General features: G+C 45.8%; 12 protein-coding genes. 11 read left to right on the top strand and 1 reads right to left on the bottom strand.

Features of this window, described 5'->3' with window-relative positions; translation table 11 throughout:
• Positions 1-12 precede the first annotated feature (12 nt).
• The 5 genes from T359_RS0110730 to T359_RS0110710 all read left to right on the top strand — a co-directional run bounded on the left by T359_RS0110730 (position 13) and on the right by T359_RS0110710 (position 8,109).
• Entirely contained in the window at positions 13-3,117 is a 3,105-nt protein-coding gene (locus tag T359_RS0110730) for a glycoside hydrolase family 2 TIM barrel-domain containing protein (protein WP_026517489.1), read from the top strand.
• 29 nt (positions 3,118-3,146) lie between these two features.
• A complete protein-coding gene (locus tag T359_RS0110725) occupies positions 3,147-3,641 on the top strand; it encodes a hypothetical protein (RefSeq protein ID WP_051545257.1) in 495 nt (164 codons plus the stop codon).
• Between the two features lie 29 nt (positions 3,642-3,670).
• Positions 3,671-4,309: a lactate utilization protein gene (locus T359_RS0110720; protein WP_026517487.1), complete on the top strand. Its 639-nt coding sequence runs from the start codon at positions 3,671-3,673 to the stop codon at positions 4,307-4,309.
• 167 nt (positions 4,310-4,476) lie between these two features.
• Complete coding sequence (locus tag T359_RS0110715) at positions 4,477-5,199, top strand: hypothetical protein (RefSeq protein WP_026517486.1); 723 nt, start codon at positions 4,477-4,479, stop codon at positions 5,197-5,199.
• 81 nt (positions 5,200-5,280) lie between these two features.
• On the top strand, positions 5,281-8,109 hold the full coding sequence (locus T359_RS0110710) for a leucine-rich repeat domain-containing protein (protein WP_026517485.1): 2,829 nt from the start codon (positions 5,281-5,283) through the stop codon (positions 8,107-8,109).
• A gap of 48 nt (positions 8,110-8,157) precedes the next feature.
• Here the strand turns inward: T359_RS0110710 and T359_RS20040 are convergent, their stop codons facing one another.
• Complete coding sequence (locus tag T359_RS20040; protein ID WP_035784217.1) at positions 8,158-9,852, bottom strand: M3 family oligoendopeptidase; 1,695 nt, start codon at positions 9,850-9,852, stop codon at positions 8,158-8,160.
• A 339-nt stretch (positions 9,853-10,191) separates the two neighbouring features.
• On the opposite strand from T359_RS20040, the gene T359_RS21595 reads away from it, so the two are divergent.
• From T359_RS21595 to T359_RS0110675, 6 genes are all read left to right on the top strand, one after another.
• A complete protein-coding gene (locus tag T359_RS21595) occupies positions 10,192-11,310 on the top strand; it encodes a helix-turn-helix domain-containing protein (protein ID WP_081795544.1) in 1,119 nt (372 codons plus the stop codon).
• Positions 11,310-11,798 (top strand): GNAT family N-acetyltransferase, encoded by a 489-nt coding sequence (locus T359_RS0110695; RefSeq protein WP_026517484.1) that lies wholly within the window; start codon positions 11,310-11,312, stop codon positions 11,796-11,798. The genes T359_RS21595 and T359_RS0110695 overlap by 1 nt, the downstream gene beginning before the upstream one ends.
• 285 nt (positions 11,799-12,083) lie before the next feature.
• Positions 12,084-12,566 carry an RNA polymerase sigma factor gene (locus T359_RS0110690; RefSeq protein ID WP_026517483.1) on the top strand — a complete coding sequence of 161 codons (483 nt, stop codon included), beginning with the start codon at positions 12,084-12,086 and terminating at the stop codon, positions 12,564-12,566.
• A 26-nt stretch (positions 12,567-12,592) separates the two neighbouring features.
• Positions 12,593-13,852, top strand: a complete 1,260-nt coding sequence (locus T359_RS0110685) for a hypothetical protein (RefSeq protein ID WP_026517482.1) — start codon at positions 12,593-12,595, stop codon at positions 13,850-13,852.
• Complete coding sequence (locus T359_RS0110680) at positions 13,849-14,493, top strand: HAD family hydrolase (RefSeq protein ID WP_026517481.1); 645 nt, start codon at positions 13,849-13,851, stop codon at positions 14,491-14,493. Before T359_RS0110685 ends, T359_RS0110680 begins: the two co-directional genes overlap by 4 nt.
• Positions 14,494-14,651: 158 nt before the next feature.
• Positions 14,652-15,350, top strand: coding sequence for a DUF975 family protein (locus tag T359_RS0110675; protein ID WP_026517480.1), 699 nt, complete (start codon positions 14,652-14,654; stop codon positions 15,348-15,350).
• Positions 15,351-15,529 lie beyond the last annotated feature (179 nt).

The following is a 15,529-nucleotide window of genomic DNA, read 5'->3' as shown; positions in this document are numbered from 1 at the left end:
GAGGGTTACAGTATGAAGAATTTTACCTTTGACATGGTGAAGGATCCTGAGATTTTTAAGGATAATGTGTTGCCACAGCATGCTGATTTTGTGGCATACGGCAGCGAGGATGAGATCCAGGGGGGAAGCTCATCTCTCAGGCTTTCACTGAATGGACTCTGGAAGTTCCACTATGCCAGGAATTACCGCGCTGTGGTTCCGGGCTTTGAAAAAGAGGATTATGACTGCAGCTATTTTGATGATATAAGAGTTCCTGCCCATATTCAGATGGAGGGCTATGACATTCCCGCCTATATCAATGTCCAGTATCCCTGGGATGGCCACGAGGATATAGAGCTGGGGCAGGTTCCTGAGGAGTTCAATCCTGTGGGAAGCTATGTGAAGTACTTTAATCTCCCCCAGGGCTGGGAGGGACAGCAGGTTCACGTGGTATTTGACGGCGTTGAGAGCGGCTATTCACTGTGGCTCAACGGAGAATATGTGGGCTACAGCGAGGATACCTTTACTCCTTCAGAGTTTAATCTGACAAAATATCTTAAGGCCGGCACCAACAAGCTGGCGGTTCAGGTATTTAAGTGGACCAGCGGCAGCTGGTTTGAGGACCAGGACTTCTTCAGATTCTCCGGAATCTACAGGGATGTTTATCTGAAGCTCATTCCTGCGGCACATCTTGAGGATTTCAAGGTTCGCACTCTTTTAAATGATGATTTTTCCAAGGCTGAGCTGGAGGTTACCCTGGACTTTGGGGATGCTGAAGGCGACACCGATTATGTTTTATACAGAAACAATCACCCCATGATCAGGGGCACTGTGAAGGGCAGCGGCCGGCAGGTGGTAAAAGAGGAGGTTTTAGAGCCTCAGCTATGGAGCGCCGAGGATCCTCAGCTCTATCAGCTTGTTCTTAAGGTAAAGGATTCCGAGGGCAATGTCTGCGAGGTTATCCGCCAGAATGTGGGCTTCCGCAGATTCGAGATGAAGGATGGCCTTATGCTTATAAACGGCAAGCGCATTGTGTTCAAGGGTGTCAACAGGCACGAATTTTCCTGCGAGACCGGAAGAGTTGTGTCCAAAGAGGAGACCCTGGGTGATATCATCACCATGAAAAAGAACAACATCAATGCCATCAGGACCAGCCATTATCAGAACTCTGCCTATATCTATGAGCTCTGCGACATCTACGGCCTGTACATGATCGCCGAGAACAACATGGAGACCCACGGCACCTGGTCTCTGTACGGCAATGAGGGAGCCAAGGGCAAGCGTCTTCCCGGCAGCAGGGAGAACTGCATGGCAGCTCTTCTTGACAGAATTAACTCAACTTATCAGCTGGACAAGAACCATCCTTCAGTGCTTATCTGGTCCATCGGTAATGAATCCCATGGCGGCAAGGTGCCCTATGAGATGAGTCAGCTTTTCAGAAAGCTTGACCCCGACAGGCTTGTACACTATGAGGGCATCTGCCACGACAGGACCTACAACGATACCAGTGACATGGAAAGCCAGATGTATCCTTCGGTTGCCAGCATTGAGAAGTTCCTTAAGGAGCACGACGACAAGCCCTATATCTGCTGCGAGTATACCCATGCCATGGCCAACTCCTGCGGCGGAATGTTCAAATACACGGATCTCACAGAGAGAGAGCCCAGGTACCAGGGCGGCTTTATCTGGGACTACGTGGATCAGTCCATCCGTGAAAAGAACCGCTTTGGTGAGGACTATCAGGCATATGGCGGAGATCACGGTGAGAGACCCTGCGATTACAACTTCAGCGGAAACGGCATCGTGGACGGAGAGAGACGCCCCTATGCCAAGATGCAGGAGGTTAAGTACAACTATCAGAATATAAGAGTAGAGGTGGAGAGCGACAAGGTTAAGGTTATCAATAACTCTCTTTTCACCAACACCAGTGAATTCGACTGCTTCGTTCTTTTGGAAAAGGACGGAAAGAAGATCATAGAAAAGCGCATGGCTACTGACGTTGAGCCTATGTCTGAAAAAGAGTTCGAGCTGCCGGAGGCTGTTATTGAGAAGCTTTCAGTGGTGGATATGGGAAACTTTGATGAGAATGGACCCTTCCCTCTTGAGGAGTATGCGGTTACTGTTTCCTTCAGACTTCGCGATGATACCCTCTGGGCGGAGAGGGGCCATGAGGTGGCCTTTGGACAGGGCGTATTCAGAAGAGCTGCTTCAACCTTTGTTACCTGCGGCGGCGTGAAGTTCGTTCAGGGACTTTATAACTACGGAGTTAAGGGCAATCATTTCGAGGTCCTCTTTAACAGGGATCAGGGCAATATCACTTCCTACAGATATGCGGGAAGAGAGCTGATAAAGGAGATGCCCAAGGCTAACTTCTGGAGAGCTCCCGTGGATAACGACAACGGAAACAGAATGCCTCAGCGCTATGCCCAGTGGAAGCTGGCAAGCGCCTATGCCATCGCTGCACCCATTGTGGAGGAGAGCACAGGCTATGCCAACGGTACAGAGGATCAGGGCAGGTATCCTGTTGTGGATGTTAAGGAAAACAGCGTGAGCCTTACCTTCAAGCACTATCTTCCTACAGTTCCGGCTTCTTCAGTGATTCTTACCTACACGGTCACAGGGGATGGAAGAGTCTGGATAAAAGAGGAATATGAAGGCGTCAAGGGTCTCAGCCCCATGCCTGAGTTCGGTATGCTCTTTAAATTTGATGCTGATTTTGACAGGGTTGAGTACTACGGCAAGGGGCCTGCAGAGAACTATATAGACAGAAACCGCGGCGCGAAGCTGGGCATCTACCGCGACAAGGTAGAGGACATGATGGAGCACTATCTTGTGCCTCAGGAGACCGGCAACAGGACCGGAGTAAGATGGGCCAAGATCCTGAACAACAAGGGAAGAGGACTGTTATTCGAAGCTCCCGATACCATGAATTTCAGCGCATTGCCTTACACACCGGGAGAGCTGGAGGAGGCAAGACATCCTTACGAGCTGCCCCGCTACTGCAAGACAGTGGTACGCTGCAGCCTGTGCCAGATGGGTATCGCCGGAGATGACAGCTGGGGCGCCAAGACACATCCCGAGTTCCTTATTCCCAGTGATGAGAAGCTGACATTTACCATGAGCTTTAAGGGAATCTGATGTTTGATTTGACCTAAAGGAGGTTGAGCATGGAAAAAAGCATGAAGAAAGTTGCAATGGGCATGAGCATCAGAATGGGCCTGGTCATGAGCTGTTGTATGTCACTGGTGGGAAATCTCATCGGGATGAAGAATTCCGGAAGCTTTTCCATAGTAGGATTTCTGCTGAGCTTTGTGATAAGTACGATTATCAGTTTTGCTATTGGATTTTTGATTCCCATGGGCAAGCTGGGAGCAGGGGCCTGCAGAAGATTTAAACTGCAGCGGGGATCACTTCCCGCAAGACTCCTAGAGAGCCTTATATCCAATTGCATTTATACTCCCATAATAACTCTTGTCATGGTTATTCTGGCCTACAGAAACGCCATGAGACAGAGCGGCGGCATGGCGCAGATAAGCTTTTTGCCCATGTTCCTCAGCTCCCTGGTGATCTGCTTTATTGTGGGCTATGTAATTATATTCATTATTCAGCCGCTCTTTATGAAGCAGCTGATGAAGAAATATGGGGTGAATCCCAAAGGATAAACATGTTGTGAAAGGTAGGAGGGATAGGCATGAACGAGAACATTACCAAGAGAAATGAACTGCTGGCACAAAAGACAATCGAGGGGCTTAAGTCCAGAAATATGACAGGCTACTACGCAGCCACCAAAGAGGAGGCTCTTAAGATAGCACTGGAGATCATTCCTGAGGGCAGCAGCGTTACCATGGGCGGAGCTATGAGTGCTCATGAGATTGGCCTTGTGGAAGCTGTAAAGAAGGGCAACTACAATTTCATTGACAGAGATACAGCCAAGACTCCAGAGGAAAAAAGAGCAGCAATGCTGGCAGGCTACGATGCCGATTTCTTCCTTTCCAGCTGTAATGCCATGACCGATGACGGCATTCTTGTAAATATCGACGGCAATTCCAATCGTGTTTCCATGATCTGCCAGGGACCTAAGAAGGTTCTTTTCATCGTAGGCATGAACAAGGTCTGCGGTGACCTTGACGGTGCCATGAAGAGGGCACGCAATGTGGCAGCTCCCATCAACGCACAGCGTTTCGGCCTTGCCACACCCTGCAGCAAGACAGGAAAGTGCATGGACTGCAAGTCACCTGACACCATCTGCTGTCAGTTTTTGACAACCCGCTATTCAAGACATGCAGACAGGATCCACGTTATCCTTGTGAATGATACTCTTGGATTTTAATGCATAGAAAAGGCCAGTCCCCAGAGTTTTAATGGGGACTGGCCTCTGACATTTGCTGTGTTTTTTATGTTCTGATTATTTATACGAATGATGGAAAAGAAACGCTTGTGGAAGAAAAATAATGATTATTTCCAGATAATAAAAAGAAAAATGTTGGAGTCACGATAATGGAACGTGAAGAATTAAAAGAGGCAATTGTTAGGGATTTAAACTCTGAGGAATACCCATTTGTTGTAGAAGTAAAAGGGAATACGGTTATTGGACACTGGAAGGTACAAGAGGTGCCTCAGAATGTGGATGAAAAGAAACTTCGATCTTTTTCTGTGAAGTACAAGCTTCGAAAAAACAAGACCTTTTGCGGTGGCGAAATGACAGCACAGCGTTATGATTATACTCCACCGACGAGTACGCAAACGAAAACCGTGTATTCGGTTTCGGCTTCGGATAATCTGCCTTGGAGAAAAAAGGTTGATGCGAAGGATTATCCTAATATCAACTATGATGCTCAAAAGTTGTATTCCATTATAGAACACTATCTGATGAACAATGGTTTTTTCTATCGTCCAGGTGTATGGAATTCTGCATACATTGATTGGAATGCTGGATTTAAGCTCCGTGTTGTAGGTGTTTTGTTTATTTTTGTGGGATGCTTTGTATTTGGGGGATGTATAGAAACCGGAGTTTTATTTTTTCAGTTATTTCCTCTTATCTATGTTGTTGTCGGGATATGGGTGCTTCTAATTGGCCTGGGAAAGGTGAAATTTTATGATCTAAGGCGGGATATTGCTATAAAGGTGATATTGGGAATTATTATAGGTGGATGGCTGGTGGTTTTTGCTTTGATGTTTTTGGAGAGTAAAGGGGTTCTTAGTTTGCCGATGCCGGGATAAAATATATGAAGCCGTAGCACTTGCTGAGCAATTCGTATATCATAGATATGTGTCAAAAAAGTATTGTGAGGAGTATGAAAAATGGGAAAAAATGTAAGGATAGCTGCGCTTATTCTTGGCGCGGCGTTACTGTTTGATAATGGGCTTGCACTGCCCTCTGTAAGTGCAGCAGAGCCATATGGCGCTGAGGAGTCTGATTATTCGGAAGAGTATTCCCCGGAAGAAATAACAATAGAAGATAATTCAATCAAAGAGCCTTCAGAAGAAATCATTCTGGAGGAAGAAACTTCCGCTTTATCAGAGGATGCAAGTCTTTTGGACGAGTCAACTGATAAACCTGCAACCAGTGGCACCTGCGGAGAGAATGCCACCTGGACCTTTGAGAGAGGAATCCTTACAATTTCCGGATCCGGAGATATAAAGGACTATACAAAGGACGAACCTGCCCCCTGGGCTGATGCATGCAGTCACCGCGACTTTAAGCTGGTGATCGGTGATGAGATTACGCGAATAGGCGACTATGCCTTTTATGATCATCCGTTCATAGCGAACATTACAATAGGAAAAGGCATTAAATCTGTTGGTGCTTTTGCTTTTTGCGGTGTCATAGATGGAGCGAAAAGTATAACTTTTCCGGCTTCTCTGGAAGAATTTGATATGTCAGCTCTTGCCTGCAGCCGCTTTTCCAAGGTGATATTTTTAGGCGATGCACCTAAGATATGTGATCCCAAAGTTCATGGGGGAGCTTACGTACTGGGCTCCTGCGTATATTACGGAGGCTCAGGCTGGACAGATGAATACACAAGGGAATTCACCAACGCTTTCATGTGGCCTTATCCCGATCAGGAAGGAAGCATTCCTTTTTATTCCCTTAACAGAGAAATAAATAATAAGTGCGGCGAGAATGTCATATGGGAACTGGTAGACAGCACTAACTACAAGGATAGCAAGAAGCTTGTTATTTCCGGCAGTGGAGCCATGACTGATTACTCAATATCCAATGCTGCGCCATGGAGAGAGCTTGGCCGCGAAATAAGAGAAGTTGAGATAGAAAACGGAGTAACACATATTGGAGATTACAGCTTTGCTCAAACCAGCAATTTAAGGAGATTCTCCATTCCAAAAACAGTCAAAACTGTTGGAAAATATGTTTTTTATGCCATTACCAGCATAGACTCCATAACCATTGAAGATGGAACAAGCTTTGAAAGCGTAGGGGACTTCGCATTTGCAGAGCTGCTTTTTGCAAAGGAAGTAAAAGGAATCGCCGCTGCCATAAAGAATGCAAAAACCATTGGACAGGATAGCTTTTTTGCAGCCAGTTTCTCTGAATTTGAAAATCTTGAACTAAATGCAGATTACATCGGAAAGTGTGCGTTTGGATCCTGCGATATTGGAAACCTGAAGTTTGGGGATAAGGCCAAGACTATTGGTTATGCAGCGTTTTGCGATTGCGGCGAGATTAAGACCATCGATATTGGAACCGGGGTAAAAACCATTAAAGAGAACGCTTTCAGCGGAACAAGAGTCGAGACCTTTGTTTTGCCAAAGACCGTAGTTACAGCAGAAACAACCTGTTGCCCCTCTATAACAAAGAGTTTGTATGTATATAAAAACATTAGTGATATCAATATAGTTTACTCCTCACTCTTTTCTTTATGGCCCGAGGACGTAGAGGTACATTTTTACGGGGACTATATTACCAATATTGACAAAATTACATATAAGAAATTCAATATCTATTTTCCTGTAAACAACAAAGGCTGGTATGACGGCATTGATGAGCTCGGTAAAACAACTGCCACATTCATCCCTGAAGGTGAGCCGGATTATATGACAGTCAGGTTCGTCACCAACTGTGACAAGACTCTGGAGAATCAGAAGGTCGCCTTCGGAAGCTACGTAACAGAGCCGAAGATCAGCTATGACGGCCATGTGCTTGAGGGCTGGTATGCGGATTCCACCTTTAAAACCAAATATGTTTTTGGCAAAAGAGTATTTAAAGACGTTAAGATATATGCCAAGTGGACCAAGGCTCCCGAAGAGGGAGATGATGTTCCCGAGGATGACTGGGGAGATGTCACAGAGGAAGATATTAAGGAGCAGGGCTTTAAGTCACCGGCGGATGTTCCTGAAGGAATCTGGTGTGCGGGAAGCAGCCAGAGCCTTGTTTACAATGGAAAAGCGAAAAAACTCTCAGCGCTTCATGTATATGATTACAAGAAGCTTCTCAGAGTCAAAAAGGATTATACCGTTAAGTACAAGAACAATGTAAAGGCAGGAACCGCCAGCGTTACCGTGACTCTTAAGGGTAAGCTTAGAACTAAATTGGCAAAGGAGAATAAGGGAAAACTTAAGGTTGATTTTGTTATCGAACCACTGAATCTTACGGAGCTTGCTAAAAAGGGAAGTATCACCGCAGACGGTGTGGAATACAAAATGGCTTTTGAGAATACTTATTTTTATCGATATACAGGAAATCGCATCAAGGTTAAGCCTTCTCTGGTTATATACAGAAACGACAAGAAGATAACCCTTAAGAAAAACAGGGATTTCATCCTCAGCTCCTCTGCAGAGGATGACTTTACAGAGGTTGGCACCCACAAGGTTTTTGTGGAAGGAAAAGGAAACTATCTGGCTACAGACAAACTGACCATCGATGCTGTAATAACAGACAAGCTCCTGATGAAAAATGCGAAGGTGTCTGCCATCAAGGCCAGAACCCACACCGGCGAGGAAATCAGGATTGACAACCTGACCGTGAAATATGGCAAGAAGACTCTTATGGAGGGAACGGATTATACCCTTGAATATTTCGACAATGTTTTACCCGGAAAAGCAAGTATTGTGATCACTGGAAAAGGTGATTATGCAGGCACTAAGAAGGTGACCTTCACAATAAAGGAATAAAAAAAAGGCCAGTCCCCAGAGTTTTGATGGGGACTGGACCTCTTTGTATTAAACCGTATAACGCTTTGACAACTCCTCAATCACATGAGCAGTACTCTTTTCAACTGTTCCGGCATCGAAGGGACTTAAGAGATTTCCGATCTTAAGAAGCTCCAAGTAGCCCTTGGTTCCGCCTGCGCGGCAAAGACGAAGATAATCCTCCCAGGCCTTCTTTCTGTCCTCTTTCATGCGACCATAGTACTGGAATGCACAGATCTGTGACATGGCATATTCGATGTAGTAGAAAGGATAGAGGAAGATGTGCTGCTTCTGCATCCAGAAACCACCGGCCTCCAGGAATTCATTTCCATCATAATCACGCCAGGGCATGTATTTCTGCTCAATCTCACGCCAGGTTCTTTTCCAGTCAGCTGCTGTATATTCAGGATGAGCATAAACCTCGTGCTGGAATTCATCAACACTTACCAGATAAGGAATTGTGCAGAGGGCTCCAAGAAGATGTGAAGTAACATACTTCTCTGTATTTTCCTCAAAGAACAGCTCCATCCAGGGGTAAGCGAAGTGTTCCATTGACATGGAATGAATCTCGTTTATCTCTGCTGTTGAGCCTCTAAGTGCATCTACATCAATGGATCTCAGGGCGAGATATCCCTGGAATGCATGACCTGCCTCATGGGTAAGAACGTCCACATCCGCTGAGGTTCCGTTGAAATTGCTGAAGATGAAAGGAGCCTTGAAAAGGGACATAGAGGTCATATAGCCGCCCATGTGCTTGCCTGGTCTGGTCTCCAGATCAAAGAGCTCATATTTTTTCATAAAATCAAAGAACTCCCCGGTCTCGGCACTCATCTCTGTGTACATCTTCTGGGCCTTATCAATGAGCTCCTGTGTGGTTCCGATCGGTGTAGCATTTCCATCGGGGAAAATAAGCTCTTCATCATAGTAGAAAAGCTTATCAACGCCCAGCTTTTCCTGCTGGATCTTGCGCAGCTTAGCAACCGCCGGAGTGATTATCTCTCTGACCTGCTCACGGAATTTGGCTGCATCTTCCGCTTTATAATCGAAGCGGTTTCTATTGACGTAAGCCATCTCGGTATAGTTGTTAAAGCCCATTTTCAGAGCCATCTCGTTGCGGAGCTTAACCAGCTCTGCGTACTGTGCCTCAAGCTCAGGGCTTATTTTTTCATAGAGGGCAGCCCAGGCTTCAAAGGCTTCCTTACGCTCTGCGCGGTCTGTGCTCTGCATGTGCTTAAGAAGTCCATAGAAATTACATTCTTCACCTCTGAAGTCGGTGGTTGCACCGGCTGCTGTTTTGCTATATTCCTGACTAAGCTGCTCGCAGCGTATAGTCTCGGGAATGATCTTTTCATCGCTTGTCAGCAGAGAAGCATCTAGCTTTCTAAGGAGCTGTGCACCGAATTCTTCCTCGAACTGGGGCCTGAACTGTGATCCTGTCAGTGCTTTTGCAAAGGCATTGTACTGAGGAATAGTCCCGGCAAATGCCTCCTGAAGCCACTGGAGTTCCTTGTCGTAAAACTCATCCTTCATATTGACGGTGTTGCGGATGTGAGCCACGGTATACATGGTTTCATCGGCTTCTTCACGCTCCTGAAGAGCAAAGTAAGCGTCTTTGACCTCCTGGTAGCTCTTGGCATCGCGAATCTTGGCTGCAGCATCTTCTACTGCCTTTTTAAGCGCCTCGATATCCGGACGATGATATTCAATTTCACTAAATTTCTTCATTTGTAACCGACCTCCTTAAATTGTTCACAATTGAAGTATAAGCAAAAGGCATAAAAAGTGCAATGCGAAACCGTCCCAGCTGACTCCCCTTGACTTATCATCACCGTCGGCTTTAGTATGAGAAAGGTTTATAAATAAAAAGAAAGAGTGCTTGCATGATAAGTGTTATGACCTTGAGACCCGTGTCATCATATTGAGCTATGTTATTCATAAGTCTAAATCCTACCGGACATACCGTGTCCGGTGGCTAAATATGGGCATTTCTCGCTTTGTGTCGTTGTATTTGGCGGAGGACTTTTTTACACTTGGTATATCCTAAGGAAGAGGAGGAAAACACATTTGGATCAGCAAAAGTCAGGCAGATTTTTGAGAGAACTAAGGCATGAGAAACAGATGACACAACAGCAGCTGGCACAGGTTTTTAATGTGAGCACCAGATCCATTTCAAGGTGGGAGACCGGGAGCAATCTTCCGGATATATCGCTGCTGGTGGAGATCGCAGATTTCTACGGAGTTGATGTCAGAGAGATTATTGAAGGGGAGAGAAAAAGCGAGATGATGGATAAGGAAGTAAGGGAAGTGGCCACCAAGATGGCGGATTATGCCAATGAGGAAAAGAGTAAGCTCCTTCGCAGGATGCAGATCATAAGCTTCATCGGAGTTCTGGTGTTGCTTGCATCCATAGGATTACAGACGATTGGGATTGCTTCAAACAAGATAAACAAAGGAGTCCTGTTTGTTACATTTATAGCGCTGGTTATAATGTCGGTTGTTACCTTATATGTGACAGGACTTCTGGAAAAGATAGTGAAGAACAAGAAGCTTGTCCGCAGCATTAAGCTCGCGACTATTATAGGCCTAGCCGTAGCATTCTGGCGTGTTATCGTAATGACTGTTATTGTTGGAATCCTCATGGTTATGGTGGGGCTGTCGCCAATTGAAGAGTACGACGATGTTTCCCATTACAACGAATATATGAACTTCTCCAACGGAGCATATCAGGAGGGCGTGGATACTCAGTGGACCAAGTGGGGCATGGATGAGACCATATGGCCTGAGAAGATCACTGACTCCATGAAGGTGGAGGATTTCAAGATGGTCTACTACAACCCCTGGGATGCCCAGTATCTGGGATACCTTGTGGTTGACTATACACCGTCAGAGTATGATGCGGAGGTAAAAAGGCTGAAGGCCTATGAATCCACCGAATACACCGGCTATTACGACGTGGAGGAGGAAAAAACTTATCAGCTGCTCGCGGTAAATGCGGATTCCTACAACGGCTTTGTCTATGCGCTGACAGACGGCGAGGGCCGGATTATCTATGCTGAGCAGATCTTCTGCAATTACTTTATGGATCTTGATTATGAACAATATATGCCAAAGGAATATTTCCTTGACGGTTTTAATGCAACTACAGACAGCAAGTATTATAAAGATATTCATGGAGACAACTAATGAAGGACTATAAGATTATTCTTGCCACGGAAAACGACAGAGCTGAGATCCTTGCCCTGTATGACATGCAGAAGGGCCGCGAGTTCTGCCCCTGGGATGAGGACTATCCGTCCAACCAGACCATAGACTTCGACCTGTCCAGAGATGCGCTGTATGTCCTTAAAATAGACGGCAGGATCCACGCCGCCATCTCCCTTGAGGAGGATCCGGACGTGGACGCCCTTGAATGCTGGAACCCGAATCTTAATCCCTCAAGCGAGCTTGCCAGACTGGCAGTGCTTTCGGATGAGCAGAGTAGGGGCCTTGGCCGCATAATGCTCCGGTTCGGAATGGAAGAGCTGAAAAGACGCGGCTACAAGGGAATTCATTTCCTGGTTAACAAGCACAACATCAAGGCAATCCGCTGCTATGCCACCTTTGGATTCAACGTGGTTGGGGAGTGCTTTATGTACGATCAGGATTTCCTGTGCTATGAGAAGGAACTGTAATACATGACAAAAGTGTTGGAAAATTTTTTAAAATATTTCCAACACTTTTCTTTTTTCAAACGTTATATATACAGAAAGCGCTTTTGAACAGTAACAAATGATTATGGATAGTTTTAGATCGTTGGAGGATAATTATGGTTAATTTGTATCTGGTTCAGTTAGCGCTTAGGAAAAATACGTATTTTCACTCGTGGTACCGATTGGAATCGTTATATAATTGTGAGTATGATAGCGTGGCAACGCGAGCAGCAATTAACCGGGGGCTGACACCGCAGGGGGAACAAAATGGAGCAGGAAATTACCGACTTGTATAAACAACTAAATACCGAGCTGCTCAAGTGGTGCTGCATCATGACTCAGGACGAGGATATGGCAAAGGAGATGGTTCAGGAAGGCTTCCTACGTGCCATCGACCATTACGACGAGATTGAGGGCCTGTCATTTCCTCAGAAAAGAGCCTGGCTCTACCGCACCATCAAGAACGTTTTTATCGACACCGTGAGGAAAAGAAAAAACGAGTGCCTTCAGGGCGAGATGACAGACTCCGAGGAACTGCCCATACAGCAGAACTTCTATGATAAGTATTCGGAAAAAGAGATCCTTGAGGTGCTTAGGACCATGGACGTTCTTGAGGCTAAGCTACTGATCCTAAGGCATGTGGAGGGCTTTTCCTCCAAACAGATAGGAGAGATGCTGGGGCTTCCCGCCGGAACGGTCAGGAGCAAACTCCACGAGGCAAGAGAACATTTAAGGAAAAAAATAATATGAATACATACGTTTGAAAGGGGAAAAACATGAAACTCAGAATCAACTGTGAAACCTGTGACGCAAGAAGAATTAACGAAGACAACTACAAGGAGTTTTCCAGTATCAGAATTTATACAGAGAACCTTATCGTTGATGACAGAAGTAAAGAAATCCTCAACAGACTTCCCTTTAATATAAAGGCTGAGGAGGTTAGGAGCAAGGACATCGGCGAAGCTCCAGGCAACATGACCCAGACCATCAACGGTGTATATGAGATTTCGCCCAATTCAACCGTGGCAGAGGGTACCGCTATCTCCGTCAATGGAATGCTGAAGATAGCCCCCGGTTCCCAAGAGGTTTTGAAAAAGTACTGCCGCATAACCGTCAACGGAATCATCCTTTGCCCCAAGAGCATTGCAGCAATGCTGCCTTTCCCGGGACTTTCCATAAACGGCATGACTAAGGCATATCCCGATGACTATGTACTCCTCGCAAACAGATATAAGCTTGATAAGTATTTTCCTATGAGAGCACCGGAAAATACCGGATATTTTGCAGCCACTTTTATCTATGACAATGACCCGGAGACCAATTTTAACAAGCTTGCTGAAAAGAACGTGAAGTTTTCAACAGATAAGATTTACATCAGAAAGAGTCACCTTGATGCAGCTCTTCCTCTTTTTAACATTGAGGCGGAGATCGTGGAGATCCCCGATAACTGCAGGGTTATCGTTGAGGATGAGAACGAGATCGACGACCAGTATGTTAACACCTACGGAACCAATCTGTATATAATAGGAAATGCCCATATTTCTTCTGCAAATATGAGTGCACTAAACAGGCTTGAATCCCTTGTTGTGGAGGGCGAGCTGGTCACCAATCAGGAATGTGTGCCAAGACTTAACGAGATCAAGGCTTCCTACAAAAAAATCGTTGTCGCTGAGGGCATCGTAATGGAAGATATGCCGATTGCCAACCTTGACAGAGTAACCCTTGAAGCGGCAGCAGATGGTATACTTATCAGAGACTGCGCTCTTCTTAAGATCGCGAAAGACATTCCCGCTGAGCTCATCAGAGAAAGGCTCAAGATCAGGGACTGCGCCAAGGTTACCTGCAGCGATGAGCAAAAGGGAGCGGTAAGTGCTGTTTCCTCAGACGTTGCATTCATCGGATCTGACACAATGAAGTCACTGTTTACAAGTATTTTCGGAGGCGGAAACACTGTGGAAGTAAACGAGACCCACACCGAGCCCTCAGCCTTTGAGGATGATACAAAGTATATAAACGCGGAGTATTACGAGTTATGAGCATAAAAGCAGTAATTTTCGACTTAGACGGAACCCTTACAGACACAGAAAAATATTACCAGAAGGCATGGCCACAGGCCCTGGAGCATTTCGGCTACAAGTGCGAGCCCTGGATGCCCCTGGAGTTTCGCTCTCTGGGAAGGCCCTTTGCACCCAAGAGATTCAAGGAACTCTTTGGAGAGGACTTCGACTATCATGAGGTAAGAGAGTATAGAAGAGGCCTGGTGGCCGATATTATAAAAGAGAACGGAATACCCCTTAAGCCCGGTGCAGTGGAGATTCTCACCTGGCTCCGGGAGCATGGTATCCTCACCTGTATCGCCACAGCCAATGAATATGAGAGGACAAAAGGCTATCTCACCAAGCTGGGCCTTTTCGATCACTTCGACAGGATCATCTGCTCAGATATGGTAAAGCAGGGAAAGCCCGCTCCGGACATATATGCTTACGCCTGCCAGCAGCTGGGCCTTGACCCCAAGGAGACCTTCGCCGTGGAGGATTCCCCCAACGGCGTCATCAGCGCCTACCTTGCAGGCTGCAACGTCATCATGGTTCCCGACCTCACAGAACCCGACGAGGAACTTAGAAAAAAACTCTACGCCCGAATCGACAAACTCATGGACATCACAACCCTTTTTTAAGATATTCATCCAAGAACCGTCACTACTGTACCTATCGCCCTTTCTATGTCCTCCCGGGTGGCTAATCATTCCACATATCACCTTAATTTGTGTATTTGTATGTGTTATAATGATAACAACTATTAAATTTCACAAATAGAGGAGGATGGAAAAAAGATATGTGGACAAACAGTGATTTAAAGTACCAGGGAAAATCTGCAATGAAAGCCAACTACAAGAACAGCGTAATTGCAGGCATTATCATGTCTCTCTTCGGAGCAGGAACCGCAGTCAGCTGCAGAACAAGCACCGATTCCTACAGTGCAGAGCTTACTGAAGCAACAGCCAATCTGGATCCTGATCAGATCATGATCATCACCATGGCAATATTGGCTGCACTCCTGATCATCAGTGTAGTAGCATTCATATTAAGAATTTTTGTATTTAACCCTCTCAACGTTGGATGTTTCAGATTCTTCCGCCTGAACGTAGAAGACAACACAACACCACTTTCAGTTATCAAAGAAGGCTTCAATGAATACGGTCGCGTATTCATCACACTGTTTTTACGTGACCTCTTCATTACCCTGTGGTCATGTCTCTTCGTTATTCCGGGCATCGTAAAGTCCTATTCCTACAGAATGGTTCCTTACATCCTTAAGGATTATCCTGAGCTTTCAGCTACAGAGGTTATTACCAAATCACGCCAGATGATGACAGGCTACAAGTGGAAAGCATTTGTGCTGGATCTCTCATTCCTCGGCTGGTTCATCCTTTCTGCACTTACCTGCGGAATCCTGGCAATTTTCTATACAAATCCTTACTATTTCAACACTTGTGCCGCTCTCTACACAGAACTCAAGAAGAACGAACAGTAATAGGACGGAGCATGGGATTCTGCTGCAGAGCAAAAAAAATCCGGGAAAGAAAGCTGTTCTGAACAACGTGAAAGCTTTCTTTCCCGGTATTTTTTTTGCTTAGAAAATCAAGGAGTAGGGTGATGCGAGTAAACTTTCGTTCCGCCGGCCTGTCCAGGCTTGCCCCGCAAGATTCCGTC

Origin of the sequence: Butyrivibrio sp. MC2021 (assembly GCF_000621605.1) — a bacterium.
In the GTDB taxonomy this organism is placed as follows: domain Bacteria; phylum Bacillota; class Clostridia; order Lachnospirales; family Lachnospiraceae; genus Butyrivibrio.
Note: the sequence above shows the minus strand (reverse complement) of the source record. Positions and strands in the feature narration are given on the sequence as shown.